The 24757-nt window shown below is 69.4% G+C and carries 26 protein-coding genes; 21 read left to right on the top strand and 5 right to left on the bottom strand.

Annotated features, from left to right (window positions below):
* Positions 1–43 precede the first annotated feature (43 nt).
* The 14 genes from B2742_RS15250 to B2742_RS15185 all read left to right on the top strand — a co-directional run bounded on the left by B2742_RS15250 (position 44) and on the right by B2742_RS15185 (position 12382).
* Positions 44–868: a type II secretion system protein N gene (locus tag B2742_RS15250; protein ID WP_292067981.1), complete on the top strand. Its 825-nt coding sequence runs from the start codon at positions 44–46 to the stop codon at positions 866–868.
* Positions 869–873: 5 nt separating this feature from the next.
* Positions 874–2961, top strand: a complete 2088-nt coding sequence (gspD, locus tag B2742_RS15245; protein WP_292067978.1) for a type II secretion system secretin GspD — start codon at positions 874–876, stop codon at positions 2959–2961.
* Between the two features lie 7 nt (positions 2962–2968).
* Positions 2969–4489, top strand: coding sequence for a type II secretion system ATPase GspE (gene gspE / locus B2742_RS15240; protein WP_292067977.1), 1521 nt, complete (start codon positions 2969–2971; stop codon positions 4487–4489).
* Positions 4489–5706 (top strand): type II secretion system inner membrane protein GspF, encoded by a 1218-nt coding sequence (gene gspF / locus B2742_RS15235; RefSeq protein WP_292067975.1) that lies wholly within the window; start codon positions 4489–4491, stop codon positions 5704–5706. The genes gspE and gspF overlap by 1 nt, the downstream gene beginning before the upstream one ends.
* An 11-nt stretch (positions 5707–5717) precedes the next feature.
* Positions 5718–6167, top strand: coding sequence for a type II secretion system major pseudopilin GspG (gene gspG / locus B2742_RS15230; protein ID WP_292067974.1), 450 nt, complete (start codon positions 5718–5720; stop codon positions 6165–6167).
* Positions 6136–6705 carry a GspH/FimT family pseudopilin gene (locus B2742_RS15225; protein ID WP_292067972.1) on the top strand — a complete coding sequence of 190 codons (570 nt, stop codon included), beginning with the start codon at positions 6136–6138 and terminating at the stop codon, positions 6703–6705. The genes gspG and B2742_RS15225 overlap by 32 nt, the downstream gene beginning before the upstream one ends.
* Positions 6702–7067, top strand: coding sequence for a type II secretion system minor pseudopilin GspI (gene gspI, locus B2742_RS15220; RefSeq protein WP_292067970.1), 366 nt, complete (start codon positions 6702–6704; stop codon positions 7065–7067). Before B2742_RS15225 ends, gspI begins: the two co-directional genes overlap by 4 nt.
* Positions 7064–7654, top strand: a complete 591-nt coding sequence (gene gspJ / locus B2742_RS15215) for a type II secretion system minor pseudopilin GspJ (protein ID WP_292067967.1) — start codon at positions 7064–7066, stop codon at positions 7652–7654. Before gspI ends, gspJ begins: the two co-directional genes overlap by 4 nt.
* A complete protein-coding gene (gene gspK, locus B2742_RS15210) occupies positions 7651–8637 on the top strand; it encodes a type II secretion system minor pseudopilin GspK (RefSeq protein ID WP_292067966.1) in 987 nt (328 codons plus the stop codon). The genes gspJ and gspK overlap by 4 nt, the downstream gene beginning before the upstream one ends.
* On the top strand, positions 8634–9737 hold the full coding sequence (gene gspL, locus B2742_RS15205) for a type II secretion system protein GspL (RefSeq protein ID WP_292067964.1): 1104 nt from the start codon (positions 8634–8636) through the stop codon (positions 9735–9737). The genes gspK and gspL overlap by 4 nt, the downstream gene beginning before the upstream one ends.
* Positions 9734–10225 carry a type II secretion system protein GspM gene (gene gspM / locus B2742_RS15200; protein ID WP_292067961.1) on the top strand — a complete coding sequence of 164 codons (492 nt, stop codon included), beginning with the start codon at positions 9734–9736 and terminating at the stop codon, positions 10223–10225. Before gspL ends, gspM begins: the two co-directional genes overlap by 4 nt.
* 138 nt (positions 10226–10363) lie before the next feature.
* On the top strand, positions 10364–10681 hold the full coding sequence (locus B2742_RS15195) for a hypothetical protein (RefSeq protein ID WP_292067959.1): 318 nt from the start codon (positions 10364–10366) through the stop codon (positions 10679–10681).
* A gap of 578 nt (positions 10682–11259) precedes the next feature.
* On the top strand, positions 11260–11715 hold the full coding sequence (locus B2742_RS15190; RefSeq protein ID WP_292067955.1) for a hypothetical protein: 456 nt from the start codon (positions 11260–11262) through the stop codon (positions 11713–11715).
* A 112-nt stretch (positions 11716–11827) separates the two neighbouring features.
* Positions 11828–12382 carry a hypothetical protein gene (locus B2742_RS15185; protein ID WP_292067952.1) on the top strand — a complete coding sequence of 185 codons (555 nt, stop codon included), beginning with the start codon at positions 11828–11830 and terminating at the stop codon, positions 12380–12382.
* A 114-nt stretch (positions 12383–12496) separates the two neighbouring features.
* Here the strand turns inward: B2742_RS15185 and B2742_RS15180 are convergent, their stop codons facing one another.
* Complete coding sequence (locus tag B2742_RS15180) at positions 12497–13021, bottom strand: hypothetical protein (protein WP_292067950.1); 525 nt, start codon at positions 13019–13021, stop codon at positions 12497–12499.
* Positions 13022–13372: 351 nt separating this feature from the next.
* Here B2742_RS15180 and B2742_RS15175 point away from each other — a divergent pair, with 351 nt between their 5' ends.
* Together B2742_RS15175 and B2742_RS15170 are read left to right on the top strand one after the other, a co-directional pair.
* Entirely contained in the window at positions 13373–13678 is a 306-nt protein-coding gene (locus B2742_RS15175; RefSeq protein ID WP_292067948.1) for an SCP2 sterol-binding domain-containing protein, read from the top strand.
* 76 nt (positions 13679–13754) lie between these two features.
* Complete coding sequence (locus B2742_RS15170) at positions 13755–14963, top strand: acyl-CoA dehydrogenase family protein (RefSeq protein WP_292067946.1); 1209 nt, start codon at positions 13755–13757, stop codon at positions 14961–14963.
* Between the two features lie 57 nt (positions 14964–15020).
* Here the strand turns inward: B2742_RS15170 and alr are convergent, their stop codons facing one another.
* The 3 genes from alr to B2742_RS15155 all read right to left on the bottom strand — a co-directional run bounded on the left by alr (position 15021) and on the right by B2742_RS15155 (position 19545).
* On the bottom strand, positions 15021–16058 hold the full coding sequence (gene alr, locus B2742_RS15165; protein ID WP_292067943.1) for an alanine racemase: 1038 nt from the start codon (positions 16056–16058) through the stop codon (positions 15021–15023).
* A gap of 46 nt (positions 16059–16104) precedes the next feature.
* Positions 16105–17187 (bottom strand): ABC transporter ATP-binding protein, encoded by a 1083-nt coding sequence (locus tag B2742_RS15160; protein ID WP_292067941.1) that lies wholly within the window; start codon positions 17185–17187, stop codon positions 16105–16107.
* A gap of 123 nt (positions 17188–17310) precedes the next feature.
* Positions 17311–19545: a DEAD/DEAH box helicase gene (locus B2742_RS15155; RefSeq protein ID WP_292067939.1), complete on the bottom strand. Its 2235-nt coding sequence runs from the start codon at positions 19543–19545 to the stop codon at positions 17311–17313.
* 194 nt (positions 19546–19739) lie between these two features.
* Here B2742_RS15155 and B2742_RS15150 point away from each other — a divergent pair, with 194 nt between their 5' ends.
* From B2742_RS15150 to B2742_RS15140, 3 genes are all read left to right on the top strand, one after another.
* On the top strand, positions 19740–20090 hold the full coding sequence (locus B2742_RS15150) for a hypothetical protein (protein WP_292067937.1): 351 nt from the start codon (positions 19740–19742) through the stop codon (positions 20088–20090).
* The gene (locus B2742_RS15145; protein WP_292067936.1) at positions 20090–20515 is read left to right on the top strand and encodes a pilus assembly protein TadG-related protein; all 426 of its coding nucleotides are present in this window, start codon (positions 20090–20092) and stop codon (positions 20513–20515) included. The genes B2742_RS15150 and B2742_RS15145 overlap by 1 nt, the downstream gene beginning before the upstream one ends.
* A 194-nt stretch (positions 20516–20709) precedes the next feature.
* Positions 20710–22233 carry a tyrosine-type recombinase/integrase gene (locus tag B2742_RS15140; RefSeq protein ID WP_292067934.1) on the top strand — a complete coding sequence of 508 codons (1524 nt, stop codon included), beginning with the start codon at positions 20710–20712 and terminating at the stop codon, positions 22231–22233.
* 188 nt (positions 22234–22421) lie between these two features.
* Here the strand turns inward: B2742_RS15140 and B2742_RS15135 are convergent, their stop codons facing one another.
* Positions 22422–22694: a helix-turn-helix transcriptional regulator gene (locus B2742_RS15135; RefSeq protein WP_292067930.1), complete on the bottom strand. Its 273-nt coding sequence runs from the start codon at positions 22692–22694 to the stop codon at positions 22422–22424.
* Between the two features lie 351 nt (positions 22695–23045).
* Here B2742_RS15135 and B2742_RS15130 point away from each other — a divergent pair, with 351 nt between their 5' ends.
* Both B2742_RS15130 and B2742_RS15125 read left to right on the top strand, forming a co-directional pair.
* Positions 23046–23297 (top strand): helix-turn-helix domain-containing protein, encoded by a 252-nt coding sequence (locus tag B2742_RS15130; RefSeq protein WP_291838469.1) that lies wholly within the window; start codon positions 23046–23048, stop codon positions 23295–23297.
* Positions 23297–24625: a type II toxin-antitoxin system HipA family toxin gene (locus B2742_RS15125; RefSeq protein ID WP_292067928.1), complete on the top strand. Its 1329-nt coding sequence runs from the start codon at positions 23297–23299 to the stop codon at positions 24623–24625. Before B2742_RS15130 ends, B2742_RS15125 begins: the two co-directional genes overlap by 1 nt.
* Positions 24626–24757: the final 132 nt, after the last annotated feature.

Below are 24757 nucleotides of genomic sequence, written 5' to 3'. Positions count from 1 at the left end.
GATCGGCGCATTGCGCAGTTTCAGCAGTGGAGTTCGGGACGCCGTGGCGGCGCGTCCGGACCGCGTCCGGGCCGGGGTCGAGATCGCCCTCGCCCTGATGCTGGCGATCCAGCTGGGCCGACTGGTCTGGATCGTGGCCGAGCCGCGCCCCGCCGTCGCCGCGACGGCGTCGAACCCGTCGGAAACGACCCCCGCCGACTACACGGTCTTCCAGCGTTTCGACGCCTTCTTCCGCACCGGCGGCCTGAGCAGCATGGCCGAGGCCACGGCTGCGGGCGGCAGCCAGATGCGCCTGTTCGGCGTGCGCGCCGGCGGCGCCGGGGGCGGCTCGGCCATCATCGGCCTGGCCGACGGCCGGCAGGTGTCGGTCGGGGTGGGCGAGGAAGTCGAGCCGGGCCTGATCCTTCAATCGGTCGGGCCGGACCATGTGACCCTCTCGCGCGGCGGTTCGGTCAGCCGCCTGATCTTCAGCGACACGCCCGTCGGCGCCGCGCCGCCGCCCCCGCCGCCGCCGGGTCCGCAGACGGTCAGTCCGCCGGCCGAAGCTTCTGCCGCCGTTGCAGCGCCCGCCGCCGCCAGCGGCCCGCGCGTCGATCCCGCCCGGCTGATGGCCCAGGCCTCGCTGCGTCCGCGCATGCAGGGTCTGCGCGTCAACGGCTTCACCGTCTCGGCCGCCGGCGACGGCGCGGCCCTCAGGGCAGCGGGCCTCCAGACCGGCGACGTCATCCTCGCCGTCAACGGAACCGCGCTGGACAGCCTCGATCGCATCGCCGGCCTGCGCGGCCAGCTCTCGAACGCGACGAGCGCCGACATCCGCTTCGAACGCGGCGGCGCCGTGCAGACCACCACCATAAGGACAGGCCGTTGAAGCGAATGAACCGCAGCGCCATCGGGGCCGTCCTCGCCGCCGTCCTGGCCGCCCAGGGGCCGTTGGCGGCGACGCCGGCGCTGGCCCAGTCCGCCGAGCGTCAAACCCTGAACGTCCAGGGCGCCGACATCCGCGCCTTTATCCAGGACGTGGCCCGATCGACCGGCCGCACCTTCATCGTCGATCCGGCGGTGACGGGGACGGTGACGGTGACCAGCGACCGTGCGCTGACCCGCGCCCAGCTGTTCGAGGTCTTCCTGTCGACCCTGCGCGCCAACGGCCTGGTGGTGACGCCGACGGCCTCGGGCGCCTACCGCATCAGTCCGGCCCAGGGCGCGGCCCAGGGACCGGCGACGGTCGGTTCGGAGCGCTTCACCACCGAGGTGTTCCAGCTGCGCAACATCGACGCCGCCTCGGCCGCCGAGACCATCCGGCCGCTGGTCGGGGCCCAGGGGCAGGTGCTGGCCAATCCCGGCGCCAACAGCGTGGTCGTCGCCGACTTCGCCGACAACCTGGCCCGCATCCGCTCGCTGATCGGCCGCATCGACGTCGACCGCACCGGGTTCGAGGTGGTCACCCTGCAGAACTCGTCGGCGCGCGAGATCGCGGCGGTGCTCCAGTCCGTCCTCGCCCCGCCCGGCGGACAGCCGGGGCAGGGGATGGTCACCGTGACTCCCGTCGAGAGCTCGAACTCCATCGTCCTGCGCGGCGATCCCTCGGCCATGGCCCGCATCCGGCCGCTGGTCGAGGACCTCGACCGACGCGCGGAGTCCGCCGACGACGTCAAGGTCATCTTCCTGCAGCACGCCAACGCCGAGGCCCTGCTGCCGGTGCTGCAACAGATCGTCGGCCAGCAGGTCACGGCCGCCAGCGCCAATGCGGAGCCCGGCGCCGCGCGCGGCGGCTCGACCGAGCCCGCCGGCGCCGTTGCGTCCATCGCGGCGCCCGTCGCGCCCGCGCCGGGCCAGCGCGCCACCATCGCCCGCTTCCCCGGGGCCAACGCCCTGGTCATCTCGGCCTCGGCCGACACCCAGCGGATGCTGTCCGAGGTCATTCGCCAGCTGGATCAGCGCCGCCAGCAGGTGCTGATCGAGGCCATCGTCGTCGAGCTGTCGGACAATGCCGTTCGCGAACTGGGCGTGCAGTGGCTGCTCGCGGGCGAGGACGGCAATCCGGTCGGCCTGACCAACTGGTCCGACAGCGCCGCGCCGCTGGCGCCCATCGCGGGCGGGGCCGCGGCCGGTCAACTGGACGAGGACGACCCGCTGCGCGAGCAGCTGCAGAACCTCGCCCTGAACACCCTGCTGGGCGCCAACGGCTTCGTCGGCGGCGGCGGCGGACGCATCGGCGACGGCCTGTTCGGCTTCATCATCAATGCGGCCAAGACGGACGACGGCTCCAACCTTCTCCAGACCCCGTCGCTGATGACGCTGGACAATGAGGAGGCCACCATCCTCGTCGGTCAAGAGGTGCCGATCACGACCGGCGAGACCCTGCTGGACGGCAACTCCAACCCCTTCCGCACGACCCAGCGCCAGGACATCGGCGTCAAGCTGATCGTGCGGCCGCAGATCAACGCCGGCGGCTCGATCACCCTGTTCCTGCGGCAGGAGGTGTCCAGCATCAACGGCGTCCTGAGCAACTCGGCCAGCGACCTGGTGCTGAACAAGCGCGAACTGGAGACCACCCTGGTGGTCGATGACGGCGACATCGCCGTGGCCGGCGGGCTGCTGGACCAGAACGACCGGGTGTCGGTCGACCGGGTGCCCGGACTGAGCAACATCCCCCTCGTCGGCGGCCTGTTCCGCTCGACCAGCCGTCAGCGCGGGCGGACCAATCTGATGGTCTTCATCCGCCCGACCATCATCCGCTCGCCGGCCGACGCCCAGACGCTCGCCGCTGACCGCTGGGGCTATATGCGCCAGCAGCAGCTGGACAATGCGCCCGGCGTCGAACCCAGCCTGGACGAGATGCTGCGCGACTATATGCGCGCCCAGCCGCCGGTCGCGCCGGACTACGTCATCACCGCCCCCGTCGGCGACGTGGTCATCGCGCCCCTGCCGCCCGTCAACGATCCCGCACCGCAGGCGTGACGGGGCGATGATCACCCTGATCAATCCGACCCTGCCCTACGGCTTCGCCAAACGGCACGGCGTGATCCTGCTCGACGCGGGCGAGATCGCCGTGGTCGGCCTGCGCGAGGGCGCCGACCCCTCGGCCCTGATCGAGACCCGCCGCGCCTTGGGCCGCCCCCTGCGCGTCGAGCCGCTCGGTCAGGCCGCCTTCGACCGCCAGCTGTCCGAAGTCTACGCCGGCGACCATCTGAACGCCGCCGACGGCGACGATCTGGACATGCCCTCGGGGCTGGAGAGCCTGATCGACGACATCCCCGCCGCCGCCGACCTGCTGGACACGGCCGACGACGCCCCGGTGATCCGCCTGATCAACGGAATCATCGCCGAGGCCGTCCGCACCGGCGCCTCCGACATCCATCTGGAGCCGTTCGAGACCGCCCTGACGGTGCGCATGCGGGTCGACGGCGTGTTGCGCGAGACCCTGTCGCTGAACCCCCGGATCACGCCGCTGCTGGTGTCGCGCATCAAGGTCATGGCCCGGCTCGACATCGCCGAGAAGCGCGTGCCCCAGGACGGGCGCATCCCCCTGACCCTGGGCGGCAAGACCCTGGACGTGCGCGTCTCGACCCTGCCGTCGCGCGCCGGCGAGCGGGTGGTGCTGCGCATCCTCGACAAGGAGCAGGCCGGACTGACGCTGGACCGGCTGGGCATGTCGGCCGAGGCGCTGGACGCTTTCCGCCAGGCATTGAAGGAGCCCAACGGCATCATCCTCGTCACCGGCCCGACCGGCTCGGGCAAGACCACCTCGCTCTACGCCGGCCTGTCGCTGCTGAACGACGCCACGCGCAACATCCTGACCGTCGAGGACCCGGTCGAATACGCCATCGACGGCGTCGGCCAGACCCAGGTCAATCCCAAGGTCGGCATGACCTTCGCCGCCGGCCTGCGCGCCATCCTGCGTCAGGACCCGGACGTGGTCATGGTCGGGGAAATTCGCGACGTCGAGACGGCCCGGATCGCGGTCCAGGCCTCGCTGACCGGCCACCTCGTCCTGTCGACCGTCCACACCAATGACGCGGCAGGGGCGGTCACCCGTCTGCGCGACATGGGCGTCGAGCCCTTCCTGCTGGCCTCGACCCTGCGCCTGATCGTGGCCCAGCGGCTGGTGCGGCGGCTGTGCGGCGAGTGTCGCCGGCCCGAGACGGCGGACGCGGCCACGGCCCGGCTGGCCGGGGTCGAGCGCGGCGCCCGCGTCTGGCGGCCGCAAGGCTGCGCCCACTGCCAGAACACCGGCTATGTCGGCCGCGTCGGCCTGTACGAAGTCATCCGCGTCGACGACCGCGTCCGCCGCCTGATCGCCGCCGAGGCCGACGAGGAGGCGATCAACGCCGCCGCCTTCGGCAAGGCCGGGGCCGACACCCTGACCCAGCGCGCCCGCGCGCTGGTGCTCGAAGGCGTCACCTCGGTGGAGGAGGCCGTCCGCGTCACCCGCCAGGAAACCGCGGACCTCGAGCCCGACGCCGCAGACCACGGGGTCGCGGCCTGATGGCGGCCTTTGACTATGTCGCCGTCGACGCGGGGGGGCGCACCGTCACCGGCGCCGTGACCGCCGCCGACGAAGGCGCCGTGCGCGCCGTCCTGGCCCGCCGCCGGCTGATGCCGCTCGAAGTCACCACCGCGCGCGGCGCCGTCTCCCGCACCGAACAGGCCGCACCGCGCAAGGCGACGAAACTCAACGCCAAGACTCTGGCCCTGACCACGCGGCAGCTCTCGACCCTCGTCTCCGTCGCCCCGATCGAGGAGGCGTTGCGCACCATCGCCCTGCAGGCCGATCGCCCCGCCGTCCGCCGCGTGCTCGACGGCGTCCATGCCGGCGTCATGGAAGGCCGCCGCCTGTCCGACGCCATGGCCCTGCAGGGTCAGGCCTTCCCGCCGCTGTACCGGGCCATGGTCTCGGCCGGCGAGACCTCGGGCGCGCTTGAGCCGATCCTCGAACGGCTGGCCGACGGGCTGGAGCGCGATCAGGTGGTGCGCGGCAAGGTCGTCACCGCCCTGGTCTATCCGGTCGTCCTGGCGGTCGTGGCCCTGGGCGTCATCACCGCCATGATGACCTTCGTCGTGCCCAGGGTGGTCGACCAGTTCGACAGCATGAACCAGACCCTGCCGCTGCTGACGCGGTTGGTGATCGGCGTCTCGCACCTGATGCGCGACTGGGGCTGGCTGCTGGCGCTGGTCCTGATCGCCGGCGGCCTGATCGGCGCGGTGCTGCTGCGCAATCCGGCGATCCGGCTGCGCGCCGACACCGCCCTGCTGCGGCTGCCCCTGATCGGCCGCCTGACCCGCGACCTGCACGGGGCGAAGATGGCGCGGACCCTGTCGACGATGATCGCCGCCGGCCTGCCGGTGCTGGAGGGCCTGACCATCACGGCGCGCACCGTCTCCAACCGCCGCCTGCGGCTGGCGACCGAGACCATGGCCGACGCCGTGCGCGAGGGCGGGGGCCTGTCCGCCGCCATGCGCCGCGCCGACGTCTTCCCGCCGATCCTCGTCTACATGACCGCCTCGGGCGAGAGCAGCGGCCGGCTGGAGCCGATGCTGGAGCGCGCCGCCGACTATCTGGAACGCGAATTCTCGACCTTCACCGCCGTGATGCTCAGCCTGCTCGAGCCGGCGATCATCGTGGTCATGGGCGGCGTGGTCGCCCTGATCGTCCTGTCGATCCTTCTTCCCATCCTGCAGATCAACACCCTGGCGATGGGGTGAGGAGCGTAGCCATGACGACTGAAATCCAACGCAAAATCGTAAAGCGCCGCCGGCGCGCGGGCTTCACCCTGGTGGAGCTGATGGTGGTCATCGTGATCATCGGCCTGCTGGCCACGGTGGTGGCGATCAACGTCCTGCCCAGCCAGGACCGGGCCATGGTCGGCAAGGCGAAGGCCGACATCTCCACCCTGGAGCAGGCCATCGAGACCTACCGCCTCGACAACCTCGACTTCCCCGCCGACCTGCAGGCGCTGGTCGCCGCCCCCGCCGGTCTGGCCAATCCCGACCGCTATCGTCCGGGCGGTTATGTGCGCCGCCTGCCGGAAGATCCGTGGGGCAATCCCTACGGCTATCGCCGTCCCAGCGCGCACGGCGGTCAGTTCGACGTCTTCTCCCTGGGCGCGGACGGCAAGGAGGGGGGCGAGGGCAATGACGCCGATCTGGGCAACTGGCAGGCATAGTCGGGGCGCTAACGCTCGCGACGCGGTCGCTCGCTGCTTGAGCGCCGGGCGCGCGCGAAGCGCCTGGCCGCGTCGGGTCGACAGGGCGGAGCCCTGTGACCGCGGCCCGACAAAAAGAGCGGGTTTTACGCTGGTCGAGTTGCTGATGGTGGTGGCCATCCTCGGCTTGGCCGCCGGCGCCGTCGTGCTGGCGGTCCCGGACCCGCGTCCGGCCGTGGGAGCGGAGGCCGAGCGGTTCGCCGCCCGGCTGTCGCGCGCCCGGGACGAGGCCGTGCTGTCCAACCGCCCGGTCGCGGTCGAGGTCACCCCGACCGGCTATGGCTTCACCGTCTTCGACGGCCGCGAATGGTCGGCCCTGTCCGATGGCCCGTTCGGCCTCGAAACCTGGCAGGCGGGCACGGCGGTCGGACCCACGGAGGGCGCGCGCTTCGTCTTCGATCCCACCGGCGTGGCCGAGCCGGCGACCCTGACGCTGGCCCGCGACGGCAAGGGCAGGACCGTGACGGTGGACGGGGCAGGGGAGGTCGCCCTGCAATGACCCGCGCCTCCGCCAGACAGGGCTTCACCCTGATCGAAATGCTCGTCGCCCTGTCGGTGTTCAGCCTGGCCGCCATGGCCCTGCTCAACCTGTCGGGCGAGAACACCCGCTCGGCCGCCCGCGTCGAGACCCGCACCCTCGGCGGCGTCGTCGCCGAAAACCTCGCGGTCGAGGCCGCGACCCTGCCTTCGATCGGGGAGGGGACATCCTCCGGCGAGATCGAGCTCGCCGGCCGCCGCTGGCGCTGGACCCGCGCGGTCGTCGCCACTGACGTCGCCGGCATGCTGCGCATCGAGATCCGCGTCAGCGACGCCGAGGGTCAGGCCGCCGACCGCACCCTGTTCCGGTCCCGCGCCTCATGACCCGCCGCGACGGCTTCACCCTGGTCGAGGTTCTGGTCTCGCTGATGATCTTCGCCATGATCGCGGCGGCGGGGGCGGGCGTGCTGGGCGTGACCATCGACAACCGGTTCGCGGTCAAGGCCGCCAGCGACCGCGTCGGCGACCTGCAGCGCATGCGCGGTCTGCTGCGCGCCGACCTCGGCCAGGCCACGGCCCGCCGTTCGCGTGGTCCCACCGGCCGCCCGACGCCCCAGCCCATGGTCGGCCCCGCCGCGCCCGGCGACCCCCTCCTCGTCCTCACCCGCGCCGGCTGGAGCAATCCGGGCGAGGACGCCCGCCCGTCGCTGCAACGGGTCGAATACCGCCTGGTCGAGGATCGCCTCGAACGCCGCGTCTCCAGCCACCTCGACGGCGCCCGCCCCGGCCCGCCCCAGGTGCTGTACCGCGGCGTCCGCGATGTCGCGGTCAGCTTCGTGCGCGACGGCGAGGCCGCGCCGGCCTTCATCTCCAGCATCGACCGTCCGCTGCCCGACGCCGTGCGCATCGGCATGACCCTTGAAGGCTACGGCCGCATCGACCAGCTGTTCCTCGTGGGCGCCGGCCGATGAACCGGTCCCGGCGCGAGCGCGAGGGCATGGCCCTGCTGACGGTGCTGCTGCTGGTCGCCGTCATGTCGGTGGTCGCCGTGGCCATCCTCGACGACGTTCGCTTCTCGGTGCGCCGCGCCACCAATGTCGAGACCCAGAGCCAGGCCCAGTGGTACGCCGCCGGCGCCGAAACCCTCGCCCATGCCCAGATCAAACGCCTGCTCGCCGCCGGCCCGGCGCGGACGCCGCTGGACCCGGCGTGGAACGGCCGGACCCTCAGCTTCCCCGTCGACGGCGGGACGATCACGGCCACGGTCACCGACGGCCAGGCCTGTTTCAACCTTAACAGCCTCGTGCTCGGCTTCGGCGAGGACCTGACCGCCCGTCCGCTCGGCGCAGCCCAGTTCCGTGCGCTCGGCCGGGCCGTCGGCGCGCCCGACAGCCGCATGCGGGCTATCGCCGACGCCCTGACCGACTGGCTCGACGCCGATGCGACGGCTCTACCGCTCGGCGCGGAGGACGGCGCCTATGCCGGTCTGGCCAAACCCTATCGCACCGGCGGCGTCATGCTGGCCGAGGTCAGCGAACTGCGCGCAGTGAAGGGCGTCGACGCGGATACATACCGCCGCCTCAGGCCTCATGTCTGCGCTCTGCCGACTTCGCGCCTGTCGCCGCTCAACGTGAACACCCTGACGCCGGAGCAGGCGCCCCTGCTGACCATGCTGACGGACGGCGCCCTTACGCCACAGCGCGCGAGGGCGGTGATCGCCGCCCGGCCCCGCGACGGCTGGCCCGACACCGCCGCCTTCTGGGCCCAGCCCGCCCTCGCGGCCCTGTCAGTCGACCCCGAGGCGCGCGACCAGATCACCGTCCTGACCCGCTTCTTCGACCTGCGGGTCGATGTCGAACTGGGCGGCTCGCACGCCGTCCGCACCGCCCTGCTCGAGGCCGCCCCTGACGGCCGCGTCCGCACCGTGATCCAACGCTGGACCCCCGAAGAATGAAACCCACCCGTCTGATCCTCATTCCAAGCCTCGGCAGCGAGCCCGCGCCCTATCTGGTCATCGCCGATGGACAGGTCAGCGAGCGCGGCCTGCTGGCGCTGGACGCCGTCGAGCGGCCCGGGCCGATGCGCACCGTCGCTGTCGCCCCCGGCGCCGACGTCACCCTGCGCTGGCTCGACCTGCCGGCCGGCGGCCCCGCCCAGCAGCGCGCCGCCGCCCTGTGGATGCTGAAGGACTCGCTGGCCGCTCCGGCCGACCGGCTGGCTGTGGCGCTGGGCCCTGTGCCGGCGGCGGGCCGGCCCCGCCTTGTCGCCGTCGTCGGCCTGTCCCTATTGCAGGCCTGGACCGACTATCTCGACGCGCTCGGCGTGCGGGCGGACGCCATCGTGCCCGACGCCCTGGCCGTGCCCGAGCCGGACGAAGACGACCGGCTCAACGCCGTCGCCTTCGGGCCGGCGATGGCGTTGCGGGGCCGGGATTTCGCCGCCAGCGTCCAGCCCGACCTGGTCGAGCTGGTCGCCGGCGCCCGCCGCGTCGTGCCTGTCGAGGACAGCGACGCCGTCGAGCGCGCCCTGATCGACGCCGCCCTGTCACCGCCCGTCAACCTCCTGTCCTCTCAGGACCGCAGAAGCGTGACCACCCGACGCGGCTGGGCCGTGGCCTCGGCTCTCGCCGGCCTGCTGCTGATCTCGCCGCTCGTGCTGGTCGCCGCCGCCGCGGCCCGGGACGACATCGACGCCCGCAACGGCCTTGAACAGGCCCGGGCCGAGATCGCCCGCGTCGCTCCCGATCTCGCTGCCCGGCCCGATCCGGTCGAGGCCCTGCGCCAGCGGGTCCGCGCCGCCCCGCCGCCCGGCGGTGTCATCGGCGCGACGGCCGCGCTGTTCGCCGCCGTCGAAAGCGTGGAGGGGGCGGAGCTGGACCTGCTGATCGTCGATCCCGCCGCCGGCATGAAGGCCAGCGTCACTCATGCCGACTATCAGGACATGCAGGTGATCGCCCGGGCCATGCGCGCCAACGGCCTGGAGGTCACCGAAACCGGCACGCTCGACGACCGCGGCCGCATCGTCAGCGACATCACGATCGGGAGCGGCCGATGACCCGGCTGCTGAACAACGCCGGGGTCTGGTGGAGCGGCCGCACGGTGCGCGAGCGCCGCATGCTGATGGTCATGGCGGCCCTGCTTCTGGCCACGGCGGCCTGGCTGGGCGTGGTGAGACCGGTTCTGGAGTGGAGGACGGCCGCCGCCGAACGGGCCGAGGCGGCCTCGGCCACGCTTGCGGACGTGCGCACAGCCGTCGCCTCGCTCGGGCCCTCGCGCGCCCCGGCCGCAGCGCCCGCGGAGGGGCTGGAACCCCTGATCCGTCGCACCGCCGAGGCGGCGGGTCTGGACGTCGTCACCGCCATGAGCGCTTCGGGGCAGCTGGGCTTCCGGCTGTCGCGCGTCCCGTCGGGGCCGTTGTTCGCGTGGCTCGCGGCGCTGGAGACGGATCACCGCCTCCCGATTTGCAGCCTCGGCGTCGTCGAGAACACCGACGCCACCCTGAATGTGGAGGGCGCATTCTCTGTGGCAGCCTGCGCGGGTTGAGTCAGGGCTATCGCCCGCTCTGTGACGACCGGATGTCAAATTTCATACTTCAAAGCGTCGCATAACATTTACATTCGCTGCGAATGGCGCATTATCGCTCCGGGTCCTGACTGTTTCAGGCGTTCGGGAGAGACTGAGATGCGCACTTTCACCAGCCTTGCCGGCCTTGCGGCCCTGGCCGCCTCGGCGATCCTTCCGGCCGGTATTGCGAGCGCCGGGGACGTCACACAGGCGTCCGCGCGATCCGAGGCGCGGGTGGTTCTGATCTGCGGCACAGACGCGGCGACCCGCCGGGCCTTCACCCGCGAGCATGGCGCTGCGCCGGTCTTTGTCACCGCCCGGGAGGCCCTGTCGGTGCGGACCTCGGACCCCGCCTGGAGCACGCCCCGCTGCATGACCGCCCGCGAGCACGCCCGCTATCGCGAGGCGTCCACGACCTACGCGGCTGTTCGCTAGGGGTCACCGCGGCGCGACGCGGACGGGATCGTCCTGGAGCTGGTTCGGGACGCCTTCACACCCGGCTCACCTGTTTCCGGGCTCCGCAGAGGTCGCAGAATTCGCTGTCGGGCCGGCGTCGGTCGGGTCGCCAGCGATGGCGTCTGCATTTCAACTTCCTGACCAGCCTGCGAACCCATTTAAGCATCGTCGTACTGTTTCCTTCCGGCCGGGGCCGTCTGGTTCGCGACCCTAGAGGTCCGGAAGGCCCGGGAAAAGCTTTCCCATGGGGAAAGTTCCGGGTTGCTCACAGTTTCGGTGGCGGAGGGAGGCGGCCGACCCCTGTTCGTGAACCGGACCGGGTCTGACGGGTTGCGGTGGGTGTCCCGTTGCTTCCGGCGCCCTGCATGCCTCGAATTTCGCCTTATCTCGACCGGTTGAACCGGTTTGCCGGCCGTCTCGCGGCCAGGGCCCGGCCGCGTCATTTCGCATGGGCTCTGGCGGTGGCCGTTGTCGGGATCGGGCTGGCGGGAGTCCGGACCGTTGTGCTGCCCGTGCCGCGACCGGTGCTCGACAGTGAGCGCCTCCGGATACAGGTCGTGGCGCCGGTCGAACCCGAGATCACGGCCGGTCCGGTGATGGAGGTCGGCGAACTCGTTGACACGCTTGAGTCGGCGCCCCCGGCCTACGCCATGGTGGAGCCCGCCGCCTATGCGCCGGCGGACGGCGCGTTCGAGGCCCCGGAGCCGCCGCCTCCGCCGAAGCGATATGTCGATGACGCCTTCGTTCGCGCCCCGCCGCCTCCCGAACCCGCCGAGCCGTCGGGACGTGAGGGCCGCGTCGCCCGCTGGTTCGGCTTCGACGGGCCCGAGCGCGACTACCGGGCCGAACGTGAGGCCCGACGGGCGCGGCGCGAGGCGCGGATCGAGCGGGAGCGCGCGGGCCGCGAGCGCCGCTGGTATCGGTCGGACGGTCGGCCTGTCGATGAGCGGGAAGGGGACCGGTCGTGGTCTGGTCGCGGGGATGACGCCCCGCCGCCTGACGGCCGGGACTGACCCTTCCCCGCGCCGCCTGAGCGTCTTCCCCGCCAACCTTGCGGAACAGGGATACATGATGCCCGTTCGGGAGTATGCTGCGCTATCGTGACGACAGGCGTCGGGATTGGCCATGATTTCACTGCTGTTCGCACTATCCCTCGGTCAGGTCCCTCCGGCCGCTCCGGCCTCGCAGGAAGCGCAGGCGATGCTGCAGTCCTGCGAGATGACGCCCCAAGGCTGGGTCTGCAACTATCAGATGCCGGCGGTGATCCTGCGCGGCGCCCCGCCCGGATCCGTGGTCATGTCCGATCCGCCGGCCATCGCCGTTCCGGTGCCGCCGACGGTGTCGACCCTGGCCCCGCCGGCTGAGATCAGCTCGGCCGAGGCGGACCGGCAGGCGCGGCTGATCGCGCGCTGCGCCGACGCCTCATGGCTTTCACTGTGCCTTCCGGACGATCGACGCGAGGCCCGGGCCTTGCGGGATGCGGCCAACGCCCGCGCAGCGCTCAGGGCGGACGTCAGCCGGTTGCTGAGCGAGGATCGCTGCGAAGACGCCATACGGACCGCCCTGGCCGGGGGCGACATAGCCCTGGCCGTGGAAGTCCGGAGCCAGAATTTTTGTGCGCCGCAGACCCCCGAGGTCGGGACCGAGGCAACGGCGGAGGCCGCGGTCGTCCCGAACTGACGGCGCCATAGCTCCGGATGACAAACAGGCCCGACGCCTTGCGGCGCGGGCCTGTCGTTCCTTGAAGCGAGACCCCGGCCGGAGCGCGTCCGGCCGGGGTTGGTCCTGACGGTCCTAGCCGCGCTCGCCGTCGTAGCTGCGCGGCGCCGTGTTGCCGCCGTGCGTGACGGGCTCGCACTCGATCACGCCTTCGCAGTCGGAGAAGTGGATTTCCGGCGGCTCGACGGTGACGTCGGACGGGCGGATGTGAACTTCAGGCGCGCGCAGATAGATCTGCGGGGCCCGAATACGGATGGGCGGGGCCTCGACATAGATCGGGGGGCCCTGGATATCGATGCGGCCCGACTCGATGGTGACCGGCCGACCGCGGATGCGGACACCCGGCCCGCCGGCGCGGACGACGTGCCACGGCCTCGGGGTATTGTACCAACTCACCTCGTAGTCGCACAGGCAGACTCCGTAGGCGTCGCGAGGGCCTCCGTCGCGGCACGGAGGCGGGGGATTGTCGCAGCAATACGTCGGGGGCGGCGGCGGCGGCGGCGGCGGCGGTCCGTAGCCCCGGTCCTGGGCGGCTGACGTTCCGGCGCTTCCGGCCAGGGCCAGCAGAGCGCCGGCGGCGGCGATGACTATGTGTTTCACTTGAAGCTCCCCAAAATCCAGTCCTCGGTTAAGGCCCTGAACAACCCCACAGCCAGGGACCGAAGTATCATCGTTATGGTAACCTTAACCGCTTGGCAAGGCGACGGTTGCTCAACGCGGACCGGATTGTGGCGGGGGCTGCGACTCTTGCGCCGGTTGGGCGAGTTATTCGCTTTTCAGGCGAAAAACTCAGCTCTGGCGCGGCGAATTCGCCCCTGACCATGCCCGCTTCCGCGATTGCGTGTGCAACTTGACCCCGCGTGATCTTGGCAGCCGCCCGCACCCGGTCTAGGTCGGTGCGCAATCCGATCTCCGGCCGTCCGGGGATCGAGCTTTACGGGAGAAGCGCTCATGGCCGACCTGGCTCAAGTCACCGAACACATCCGCGGCGCCGTGGGCGACAACTCCGGTCTGGGCAAGACCGTGAAGATCGACCTGGGCGATGTCGGCAAGATCTATATCGACGGCGCCTCGACGCCCAACAGCGTCACCAATGAGGACAAGCCCGCCGACGCCACGGTGTCGATCAGCTGGGACGACTTCATGGCCCTGTCCAACGGCCAGCTCGACCCGATGATGGCCTTCATGCAGGGCAAGCTGAAGATCGCCGGCGACATGATGATCGCCCAGAAGCTGGCCCCGCTGCTGAAGCGCTGAGTGTGATCTGAAACAAGGCATTCCGCGGCGCGGTCCTCCACAGGGATCGCGCCGTTTCCTTTTCCGGAGCAAGACCATGGAATTCCGCCACAGCGACAGGGCCCTGCACTGGCAGGATCGGCTCAAGCGCTTCCTCGACGACCATGTCCTGCCGCGCGAAGAGGAATACCGCGCCCAGGTCCGCGAGAACCCGAAGCGCCAGCCGCCGGCCATGGAGGAGATGAAGGCGAAGGCGCGCGAGGCCGGTCTGTGGAACATGTTCCTGCCCGGCGATCACGGCGCCGGCCTGACCAATCTCGAATACGCCCCGCTGGCCGAGCTGATGGGCCGCCATCTCTGGTCGGCCGAGGTGTTCAACTGCAACGCCCCCGACACCGGCAATATGGAAGTGCTCCATATGTACGGGAACGAGGCCCAGCAGGCGCGCTGGCTCAAGCCTCTGATGGCCGGCGAGATCCGCTCGGCCTTCCTGATGACCGAGCCCGAGGTCGCCTCCTCCGACGCCACCAACATCCAGACCCGGATCGAGCGCGACGGCGACCACTATGTGATCAACGGCCGCAAATGGTGGTCGACCAACATGGCGCACCCGAACGTCGCGGTGACCATCGTCATGGGCAAGACCGACCCCGACGCCTCGGTCCACACCCAGCAGTCCCAGATCATCGTCCCCGTCGACACGCCGGGTTTCCGGGTCGAGCGGATGCTGTCGGTGTTCGGCTATGACGAACTGCCGATCGGCCACGCCGAGGTGGTGCTCGAGAATGTCCGCGTCCCGGTCGAGAACCTGATCGCCGGCGAGGGCCGGGGCTTCGAGATCGCCCAGGGCCGCCTCGGGCCCGGCCGCATCCACCACTGCATGCGCGTCATCGGCATGACCGAACGGGCTCTGGAGCTGATGGTCCAGCGCCTGCTGTCGCGCACCGCCTTCCGCAAGTCGCTGGCCGAGCATTCGGTCTGGGAGCAGCGCGTCGGCGAGGCCCGCACCAATATCGAGATGTGCCGCCTGCTGGTGCTCAAGGCCGCCTGGATGATGGACGAGGCGGGGGCCAAGAACGCCAAGTCCGAGATCGCCCAGATCAAGGTCGCCGCCCCGCGCATGGCGCTGCAGGTCATCGACGACGCCATCCAGGCCTATGGCGGGGCCGGCGTCTCGGCCGACACGCCCCTGGCCGAGATGTACGCCATGGTCCGCACCCTGCGCATCGCCGACGGCCCGGACGAGGTGCATAACCGGACGGTGGCGCGGCTGGAGTATGCGAAACACGGGGGCCGGGGCGGGTAGGGCGGTTCTCCCTCCCCGCTTCGGGGGAGGGAGAACCGCGCGGGGCTGGAGGCTGCGTCAGCCGACGTAGACCCGCGGAACCCGGGCGGTAATGGCGCTCAGCAACTCATAGCCGATCGTACCGGCCGCCGTTCCGGCGTCGTCCAGCATCCGGTTGGCGCCGAACAGCTCGACCCGGTCGCCGACGGCGACATTCAGGCCGGTCACCTCGACGGCGCAGGCGTCCATCGACACCCGCCCGACGATCGGCCGTAGTTCGCCGGCCACAAAGACCTGTCCCCGGGGGCTGTAGCTGCGCAGCACGCCGTCGGCATATCCGGCCGCGCAGGTGGCGATCCGGGTCGGCCCCGTGGCGGTGAAGGTCCGCGAATAGCCCACGGTCTCGCCGGCCGGCACGTCGAGCAGCTGAAGCACCTCGGCCGTCAGCGTCGCGACGGGCTGGATGCGAGGGTCGGGGCGGCCCTCTGGCCCGCCGCCGTACAGGCAGATGCCCGGCCGCGTCGCGTCGAAGGCGTAGTCGGGGCCGAGGAAGACGCCGCCGGAATTGGCGAAGGACCGCACCACGCCCGGATACCGCGCCACGGCCGCGGCGAAGGCGTCGCGCTGACGCGCGTTCATGGCCTCGGCCGGATCGTCGGCGCAGGCGAGGTGGCTGAGCACGAGGTCGAGGCCATCGAACGGCTCCGGCGCGGCCGCGGCGCGGAAACCCAGCCGGTTCATCCCGGTGTCGATCTGCAGGCCGCAGGGACCGCCCCCCGCCGCCCGCCATTCGGCCACCTGGGCGCCGGCGTTCAGCACCGGACGCAGGCCGGCGGCGCGCAGCCGCGCGGCCCGTCCTGTAAGGCAGCCGTCCAGCACATAGATGGCCGGTTCGGCGCCGAGGGCCGCGCGCAGCCGTTCGCCCTCGGAAGTCCGGGCCACGAAGAAGGTGCGCGCCCCTTCCGCCATCAGCCGCCGCGAACAGGCTTCGGCGCCGAGGCCATAGCTGTCGGCCTTGACCACCGGATGCACGGGAACGCCGCCGACCGCCTCCAGCGTGCGGAAATTGGCGGCGAGCGCGTTCAGATCGACGGTGAGCGTGGCCGGGGCGGGCATCCGGTCATCTAGAAGCGTTGCGTTGTGCGACGCAACACGCGTTGGCCTACAGGCGCGCGAAAGCTTCGCCCGCCGCGTCGAACAGATGGGCCTGGTCGGCCGGCACGCGCAGGCTCAGCGTCTCGCCGGTGGAGGGCCGCACATCGCCGGGCAACAGCACCGTCACCGGTTCCTCGCCCGCCGTCAGATAGGCGTAGGTGGCGTGGCCCAGGGTCTCGACGAAGGTCACCCGGGCCGACACCGTATCGCCCTTGCCGGCGAGGGTCAGATGCTCGGGCCGGACGCCGAGGGTGACCTTGTCGCCCGCCCTGGCCCGCCCGGCGTCGACGGCGACCTTCAGGGTTTCGCCCGCGCTGGTCCGTACGGTGGCGCCCTTTGCCGTCGCCGTGACGATCTCCGCCGGCAGCAGGTTCATCTTCGGACTGCCGATGAACTCGGCCACGAACAGGTTGCGGGGCCGCTCGTACAGATCCATCGGCTTGCCGACCTGTTCGACAATCCCGCCATGCAGGACCACGATCCGGTCGGCCAGGGTCATGGCCTCGACCTGGTCGTGGGTGACATAGACCATGGTGGTCTTCAGCCGCTCGTGCAGGCTGGCGAACTCATAGCGCATCCGCACCCGCAGGGCGGCGTCGAGGTTGGAGAGGGGTTCGTCGAACAGGAACACCTGCGGCTCGCGCACGATGGCCCGGCCGATGGCGACCCGCTGCCGCTGTCCGCCAGAAAGGGCCTTGGGCTTGCGGTGCAGCAGGTCGGTGATGTTGAGCGTCTCGGCCGCGCCGCGCACCCGCCGGTCGATCTCGGCCTTGTCCGCCTTGGCCAGTTTCAGGCCGAAGGCCATGTTCTCGTAGACGCTCATGTGCGGATAGAGGGCGTAGGACTGGAACACCATGGCGATGCCCCGGTCGGACGGGCCCAGGTCGTTGACGACCTTGCCGCCGATGGCGATGTCGCCCCCGGTCGCCTCTTCCAGACCGGCGATGGTGCGCAGCAGGGTGGACTTGCCGCAGCCGGACGGGCCGACGAAGACCACGAACTCGCCGTCGGCGATTTCCAGGTCGATGCCCTTCAGGACCTCGGTGGTCCCGAAGCTCTTGGTCACGCCGGTCAGCCGGACGTCCGCCATGTTTTCCTGCCCGCAGCTTCTTGTTGGGCCTACCGCGCTTCGCGCTACTTGAGGCCGGATTTTGCGGTCACCGTAAACGGTTACATGGCGGGATCAATCCTCGCGATGAGACGCCAGGCGGGGCTAGCGAGGCCCCTTGGCCTTATACGGCGCTCTCGGCGCCGCCGGCTTGCCGCGCGCGTCCTTGGACGCCCACGGACGGTCGCCGCCCTTGGGCTTGCCCTTCCATGGCTTGTCGCCCGCGGCCGCCGGAGCGGCTTCGGCGTCGGAGCGCGGGGTCCAAGGCGTCTTGCCCTCGGCGGCGGGCTTCTTCACCCACGGCTTCTTGCCTTCCGGCGTCGGGTCGTTCGGCGTGCGCTTGACCCACGGCTTCTTGCCTTCTGCGGCCGGGGCGGCGTCGTCGCGTTTCACCCACGGCTTCTTGTCGCCCTGCGGACGGTCCTCGCGGGCCTTCCACGCCGGCTTGTCGCCCGTCTCCTCGCGCTTGACCCAGGGCTTCTTGCCCTCGGCGGCCGGGCCCGCATCGTCGCGCTTCACCCACGGCTTCTTCTCCGCCGGCGCGCTGTCTTCGCGTTTGACCCAAGGCTTCTTCGCACCTTCGGGACGATCCTCGCGCGGCTTCCAGGCCGGCTTGTCGCCGCCGTCCTCGCGGGCCTTCCACGGCTTCTTCTCGGGTCGGTCGCCGCCCGCGCCGGGCTTCTTGTCCCAGCGGCTGACGGGCTTCTCGGACGGACCGGGTTTGACGGCCGGGTCGATCTTGACGCCGTCCTCGAGGCCCAGGGCGATGGCGGCCTCGAACTTGGCCTGCATCTCCTGGGTGATCTCGAACTTGGTCTCGCGCTCAAAGATCTTGATCGAGCCGATGTCGCGCTTGGTCACATGGCCCAGACGGCAGATGGTCGGCATCAGCCATTTCGGATCGGCGTTCTTGTCGCGGCCGATATTGATCCGGTACCAGGTCATGTCGCCGCCGCGGGCGAAGTCCGTGTACGGAACGTCGGCCTGGCCCTTGTCGTTCTTGCCGGTCTCCTGCTGGCGCTTCATCCGGTCGTCGTCATAGACGTCTTCCGGGGCGGGCAGCTTCTGCTGGTAGAGGCGGATCAGGGCGGCGGCGACCTGTTCGGGCGTGGTCTTCTCGAGCAGCTGCTTGCCCAGCGCCAGCACGGCTTCGTCCTCGACCGGCGCGATCAGCACCGGATCAGCCAGCATGCGGACATGGTCGTTGGCGAGGATCATCTCGGCCGAGGGCGGGCCGCTCCATTCGGCCTTGATCGAGGCCGATTGCAGCATCAGCTCGACCTTGCGGCGGCGCGTATAGCTGACCAGCAGGACGGAGACGCCCTTCTTGCCGGCGCGGCCGGTGCGGCCCGAACGGTGCAGCAGGCCGGCCTTGTTGACCGGGATCTCGGCATGGATGACCAGACCCAGATCGGGCAGGTCGAGGCCGCGGGCGGCGACGTCCGTGGCGACGCAGACCCGGGCGTGACCGTCGCGCAGGGCCTGCAGCGCTTCCGAACGCTGGCTCTGGGTCAGTTCGCCGGACAGGCCGACGACCGAGAAGCCGCGCTCGCGAAGGCTCGACGTCAGGTGCTTCACTCGCTCGCGCGTATTGGCGAACACCAGCGCCCCGGGGGCCTCGAAATAGCGCAGCACATTGACGACCGCGAGCTCGACCTCGTTCGGGGCGACGCGGATGGCCTTGTATTCGATGTCGGCGTGCGAGGCGTTGCCCGCGACCGTATCGATGCGCAGGGCGTCCTTCTGATAGGTCTTGGCCAGCTGCACGATGTCGCGCGCCAGGGTCGCCGAGAACATCAGGGTGCGCCGTTCGGCCGGCGCGGTCTCGAGGATGAAGGTCAGGTCCTCGTGGAAGCCCATGTCCAGCATTTCGTCGGCTTCATCCAGCACGACGGCCTTCAGCGTGGTCAGGTCCAGCGAGCCGCGCTCAAGGTGATCGCGCAGACGGCCGGGCGTGCCGACCACGATGTGACAGCCGCGGTTCAGCGCCTGGCGCTCGACCTTGGGATCCATGCCGCCGACGCAGGAGACGATGCGCGCCCCGGTCTGGGCATACAGCCACTGCAGCTCGTTGGAGACCTGCAGGGCCAGTTCGCGCGTCGGCGCGATGACCAGGGCCACCGGCGCGCCGAACTCGGCGAATTTCTCGGCCTCGCCCAGCAGGGTGGGGGCGAGGGCCAGGCCGAAGGCCACGGTCTTGCCGGAACCGGTCTGGGCCGAGACGAGAAGGTCGCGGCCCTGTTCGGCCTCCAGCACGGCGGATTGCACCGGCGTGGGCTCGGCATAGCCGCGTTCGGAAAGGGCGCGGTCAAGCGCGGGATGACTGGCGGGGAAGGGCATGGGCGGTCCAATAGCACGATTCAGCGCGCGAACGGTCGGCGCGGAAGGCGGCGGACGCGGGCCTATGACGGGGAATAACGGCGGAATGGTGAAAGCCGCCAAATTAAGGCTGACCTGTCCCGGCGCCCGATATCGGCTTTACGAATTGGAGAGCCTGACGGGGCATAGTGGGCGACGTCAGACAGGCTTCCCCCATGTTCGTCCTCCGCGCCGCCGGCTCAACGCTCCTGATCTACGCCCTGTTCAACGCCGCCTTCGGCCTGAACCGGCAGGAGCTGCCGTGGCTGTTGTCGGCCGTCCTGCTGGCCATCGGCGGCTTCGCCCTGCTGGCGGCCCAGCCGTGGTCGCGGATCGTGGTGCTGTCATCGGCGGTGGCGGCGGCCATTGTCGGCGCCATCAGCCAGTTCCGCACCGCCGTCGACGTCGACCTCAGCCTCGAGTCCGCCACCGTGGCCTGGAGCCTGTGGTCGGCGCTGTGGCTGGCGACCGCCTACATCGGCACGAAATATTTGACGGACAAGGGCGTGGCGCTCGAGGAGCTGTAGTGGGAAACATCGCACTCAAATTCGCCTTCGTCGGCCCGGCGGTCTTTCTGCTGGCGGTCGGTGGCGTCGATCTGCTGGCGGTGAACCGGTCGCAGGAGCGGCTGCAGGTCATCGCCGACGGCGCCGCCGCGGCCGGCGCGCTGGCGCCGGGAACGGACGCCGCTGCGGCCCGGGGGCGCGCGGCGGCCTTCGTCGCCGCCGAAATGCGTCAGTGGCCGGACGCGCCGGCCTATGAGGCGAAATATGTGATCGTCGACCAGGCGGGCCGGAGGGCGCTGCGGGTCGTGCTGCTCGGGCACCGCCCGTCCTTCCTCGCCAACATGCTGCCGCCCGGGGGCTGGCATTTCATCGGCGACGCGAGCTCGGCGGCGGGCGCTGAAATGGTGGATGCGACAGGGATTGAACCTGTGACCCCCTCGGTGTGAAGGGCCTCGAAGGCAATTCCAGGGCATTTCAGGACTGTGCATAAGTCTGGAAATAACTGAAATAATGCGTTTTAATTTTTCAGCATTTTTCTTGCTTTTTCACAGAATCCTGCATTTGGCGCCCCACTAGCGCCCCACAAAATGCTAGTTTGGGTGGCGTTTGATTTGCAGCGCAGGCGCGAGGAGAGCGCGTTGTGGCCCGCCTTCAGCTTAGCACAGATCGCCAGGTGGCGGCCCTGAAACCCGCTGACAAGGTCTATGAGATCGGTGTCGGGGGGAGCCGCGGGCTGGGGGTTCGCGTCTTCCCTACCGGGCTGAGGCAGTTTGAATTCCGTTATGTCGCGGCGAACGGAACGAGGCGGCGTCTTTGCCTGGGCGCCTATCCCGACCTGTCGCTCGCCGAGGCCCGGTCCAAGGTCGCCGGATTGCGGATCGCGGTCGTGGACGGCGCAGATCCCGTCGCGGAAAAGACCGCCGCCCGTGAACGGGCGCGAACCGGAGAAACCCTCGACGAGCTGGCCGAGGCGTACTGGCAGGCGGCGACGGTTGGACTCCACGGAGGACGCCGCCGGCCGAAGCGGGAGGTCACCCTCGGCAACGAACGCCAGATGTGGCGCAACCACATCCAGGCGCGTCTTGGCGCGCGGCCTTTCACGGAAATCCGGCGTGCGGACATCAAGATCTTCATGCGGACGCTGGTGACCGAGAGCGGGTTGGCCGCCGCCAGCGTGGCGTCGATCGGCGCGCTGCTGCACGCGGTCCTGGGATTCGCCGTCCTCGAGGAGCGGATCGAGTCCAATCCCGCGCTCGGCCTGGCTCGACCGCTGGCGCTCACCGCGCGCGAGCGCATGTTCGACGACGCGGCCTTGAGGACGCTTTGGGCAGCCGCGTCCGAGGCGTCCGTGCCGAGGGCGCCGGGCGAGAAGACAGCCGGGATCCATGCGCGTCTCGAGCCGGCCATGGGGCTGGCTGTCCAGCTGTTGATGCTGACCCTGACCCGCCGCAACGAGGTTGCTGGAGCCCGGAAGACGGAGTTCGACCGGACGGCGAAGATCTGGACCATTCCGTCGGAGCGGGCGAAGGCCAAACATCAGCACGTCGTGCCGCTGGGAGACGACGCGCTCGAGGTGCTGGAGGTCGCCTGGGCCCTTGATCCAGGCAGCCCCTATCTCTTTCCATCCGCCCGATCTCCGGGCCAGCATCTCGATCCGCACGCCATCACCCGCGCGTTCGCCCGGACCTGTACGCGCAGAAAGCTCGCGGTCGGCTCGCCCCATGATGTCAGGCGGTCAGGCGCGACCACGCTCACGGGGCGCTACGGGGTTAGCCGCTTCGTGGTCGGCCTGGTGCTCGGACACACGCCCAATGAAGGCGCGGCCGTCACCAGCGTCTACGATCGGCACACCTATGTGCCGGAGAAGCGGGCGGCGCTGGAGCTCTGGGCGAGCCATCTCGTTCGGCCCGGCCGCGCGACCGCCCCCCGCAAGCCCGCTTCGACCCCGGCAGTTGACGCCCATGTCGGCGAGGCGAAGGCGAGGGCGCTCGCCTTGTGTCAGAAGGGCGAGCTGCACGAGGCGGTGCTATCGATCTGCATGGACCTGTCGCGCCATCCGGACACCGCCAGCTCGCATCTGTCGATCCTCGGGAAGGTCGGTCTCGAACGCGCCGCGGCCGGCTCCCGCGCGCAGGTCGAAGACTGGATCAGCGGGTTTCGATAGCCCCTGAGAGAGGAGTAGACAAAATCCAACCTTAAGGGATTTTCACGGACATTGGCGGGCATGGACGCTTGGCGGCTTTCACCAACGATCTCGACCGACTCCCGCATGGGAACCACACGCCTGCCGTGGCGGACGAAGGCCGTGCGAACCGCGCCCGTGCGGCGCCCGTCGACGCGGCGGTCAGCCCGTCAGTCCTTGTTGACCAACTTCACCGGCCGGGCGACGCGCTTGCGGACGTCGGGATGCGGCGCCCGCTGGATGGGATTTTCCCGCCGGAGCATGAGCCACGCTTCGACCTCGGCGAGATCCCAGACTACGCAGCGCGGCGTGAGCGCGAACCGCCGCGGAAACTGGCCGCGCTGTTCCATCTCCCAGATGGTGCTGTCGGCGAGCGGCACCATCCGGCGTAGTTCCGTCTTCTTGATCATGCGCCTGATGCGCGCTGCGCCTTGATCGGCCATTGTGATTTGATCCCCCGAAAAGGCCGGTCGTAATCGAAAGTTGCGCATAGGACTAGCGGCGGGCCGGCGATCCGCGGCAACGAGGCCTTCTGACTGACCGATTCCGACAACCGCGGGCTCTATGATCGCGCCTGCTGCGCCACCCCTCCGCTCTACTATCGCGATCAGCCCTCCCGACGCCACTCCCCCGCGGATCGCCGAGCGGCAGTTCAGGGTTGAGTATAGCGGTCTCTATGCGAAAACGCGCATAGAATGGATTTATGTCACTTTGCGCATAGTTCCATTCTATGTGTTAAATCACATATTGCCATATTATGCGATTTCCCGCATAACACTGGGAAGGAGACTCCCATGAACCGGATAGCTCGTTCCCCCGGCCAAGTCGGCAACCTCATACAGCGATTCAGAAAGCTGAAGGGGATGAGTCAGACAGAACTCGCCGAACGATCAGGCATGCGCCAGGAGCTGATTTCCAAGATCGAAAGCGGCCACAACGGCGCAAAAATCTCATCGATCTGTGATCTGCTCGCGGCGCTCGATCTGGAAATGACAATCGGTCCCCGATCGAAAAGCTCATCCACCGATATCGAGGACATCTTCTGATGGGGCGTCGCAAGACCCATGCGCCGCTCAATGTGCTCATCAACAATCGTCTGGTCGGGCGATTGGAGAAAGAGCCAGGTGGCGCAATCGCGTTTCAGTACGATCAGAGCTGGCTGGACTGGCCGCCGCACTTCCCGATCTCGTTGTCGCTGCCGCCAAGGAAGGCCCCCTTCCGGGGCGAGCGGGTTGTCGCGGTTTTCGACAACCTTCTGCCGGACAATCCGACGGTTCGCCGCCTCGTAGCTGAGAAGACGGGCGCGCAAGGCACGGATTCCTACAGTCTGTTGGAGCAGATCGGCCGCGACTGCGTGGGGGCCATGCAGTTCCTGCCCGACGGAATGGTGATCGACGCATTCCAGCCGATTGAAGGCGAGCCGGTCAGCGACGAAGAGATCGAGGCGATCCTCGCTAACCTCGCGCGCGCGCCGCTCGGCATCGATATCGAACAGGAGTTTCGGATTTCGGTGGCGGGCGCTCAGGAAAAAACGGCGTTGCTGTTTCATGAGGGCCGTTGGAAACGCCCGATCGGCACGACGCCGACGACCCACATCCTCAAACCCCAGCTGGGAGAAATCCCGACGCCTTGGGGCATGATCGATCTGTCAAACAGCGTCGAGAATGAACACTACTGCTTGAAACTTCTCGAAGGGTTCGGCCTCCAGGTCGCTCAGACAGAAATGGCGACGTTCGGCGCGCGCCGTGTTCTCGTCGTCGAGCGCTTTGATCGGCGCTGGCGAGGCGATAGGCAACTCCTGCGCCTTCCGCAGGAGGATTGCTGTCAGGCGCTGTCGATTCCTTCGAGCCGGAAGTATCAAAATCAGCAGGGCCCGAGCGCGGTCGATATCATGACGCTGCTTCAGGGAAGCGATGAGCCGCTCAGGGATCAGGCCGCCTTCCTCAAGAGTCAGATGATCTTCTGGCTGATCGGCGCCACCGACGGGCATGGCAAGAACTTCAGCGTCTTTATCCGTCCCGGCGGCCGCTTCGAGCTGACGCCGTTTTATGACGTTCTAAGTGCGCAGCCAGCCTTCGATGCAAGGCGAATCCCGCACAACAAATACAAGCTGGCAATGTCGGTTGGAGCGAACTGCCATTACAAAATCCTCGACGTGCACGGTCGTCATTTTGTCGAGACAGCAAAGGAAGCCGGACTCGGTCAGGCGATCATCAGACAGGTTCTGGATGAGATCCGCCGTGATGCCCTCCCGGCGGCGGAACGTGCCCTTGGCCGCATGCCGGCAGACTTCCATGTCGACATCCACACATCGGTCGTGAACGCGATGACCGGACGCCTGCGGCAACTGGAAACGGCTTTCGAAGCGATATGAAGCGAGGGGCTCTGGCGTCGTGGCTACGCGAAATGCCTGAGCTTCGCGGCATGCCCAAGGGCTTAGTCGCCGGTCGAACAATCTGCTTTCCTTCTATGTGGCACCCCACGTCGGCAATTGAGTTCTCGGCGC

It is taken from the genome of Brevundimonas sp. UBA7664 (assembly GCF_002483305.1).
In the GTDB taxonomy this organism is placed as follows: domain Bacteria; phylum Pseudomonadota; class Alphaproteobacteria; order Caulobacterales; family Caulobacteraceae; genus Brevundimonas.
Note: the sequence above shows the minus strand (reverse complement) of the source record. Positions and strands in the feature narration are given on the sequence as shown.

Bases quoted from the DNA above. Each gene is read 5' to 3' on its own strand.
- gspD (WP_292067978.1), top strand. From the start codon at position 874: ATGAACCGCAGCGCCATCGGGGCCGTCCTCGCCGCCGTCCTGGCCGCC.
- gspE (WP_292067977.1), top strand. From the start codon at position 2,969: ATGATCACCCTGATCAATCCGACCCTGCCCTACGGCTTCGCCAAACGG.
- gspF (WP_292067975.1), top strand. From the start codon at position 4,489: ATGGCGGCCTTTGACTATGTCGCCGTCGACGCGGGGGGGCGCACCGTC.
- gspG (WP_292067974.1), top strand. From the start codon at position 5,718: ATGACGACTGAAATCCAACGCAAAATCGTAAAGCGCCGCCGGCGCGCG.
- B2742_RS15225 (WP_292067972.1), top strand. From the start codon at position 6,136: ATGACGCCGATCTGGGCAACTGGCAGGCATAGTCGGGGCGCTAACGCT.
- gspI (WP_292067970.1), top strand. From the start codon at position 6,702: ATGACCCGCGCCTCCGCCAGACAGGGCTTCACCCTGATCGAAATGCTC.
- gspJ (WP_292067967.1), top strand. From the start codon at position 7,064: ATGACCCGCCGCGACGGCTTCACCCTGGTCGAGGTTCTGGTCTCGCTG.
- gspK (WP_292067966.1), top strand. From the start codon at position 7,651: ATGAACCGGTCCCGGCGCGAGCGCGAGGGCATGGCCCTGCTGACGGTG.
- gspL (WP_292067964.1), top strand. From the start codon at position 8,634: ATGAAACCCACCCGTCTGATCCTCATTCCAAGCCTCGGCAGCGAGCCC.
- gspM (WP_292067961.1), top strand. From the start codon at position 9,734: ATGACCCGGCTGCTGAACAACGCCGGGGTCTGGTGGAGCGGCCGCACG.
- B2742_RS15195 (WP_292067959.1), top strand. From the start codon at position 10,364: ATGCGCACTTTCACCAGCCTTGCCGGCCTTGCGGCCCTGGCCGCCTCG.
- B2742_RS15185 (WP_292067952.1), top strand. From the start codon at position 11,828: ATGATTTCACTGCTGTTCGCACTATCCCTCGGTCAGGTCCCTCCGGCC.
- B2742_RS15175 (WP_292067948.1), top strand. From the start codon at position 13,373: ATGGCCGACCTGGCTCAAGTCACCGAACACATCCGCGGCGCCGTGGGC.
- B2742_RS15170 (WP_292067946.1), top strand. From the start codon at position 13,755: ATGGAATTCCGCCACAGCGACAGGGCCCTGCACTGGCAGGATCGGCTC.
- alr (WP_292067943.1), bottom strand. From the start codon at position 16,058: ATGCCCGCCCCGGCCACGCTCACCGTCGATCTGAACGCGCTCGCCGCC.
- B2742_RS15160 (WP_292067941.1), bottom strand. From the start codon at position 17,187: ATGGCGGACGTCCGGCTGACCGGCGTGACCAAGAGCTTCGGGACCACC.
- B2742_RS15155 (WP_292067939.1), bottom strand. From the start codon at position 19,545: ATGCCCTTCCCCGCCAGTCATCCCGCGCTTGACCGCGCCCTTTCCGAA.
- B2742_RS15150 (WP_292067937.1), top strand. From the start codon at position 19,740: ATGTTCGTCCTCCGCGCCGCCGGCTCAACGCTCCTGATCTACGCCCTG.
- B2742_RS15135 (WP_292067930.1), bottom strand. From the start codon at position 22,694: ATGGCCGATCAAGGCGCAGCGCGCATCAGGCGCATGATCAAGAAGACG.
- B2742_RS15130 (WP_291838469.1), top strand. From the start codon at position 23,046: ATGAACCGGATAGCTCGTTCCCCCGGCCAAGTCGGCAACCTCATACAG.
- B2742_RS15125 (WP_292067928.1), top strand. From the start codon at position 23,297: ATGGGGCGTCGCAAGACCCATGCGCCGCTCAATGTGCTCATCAACAAT.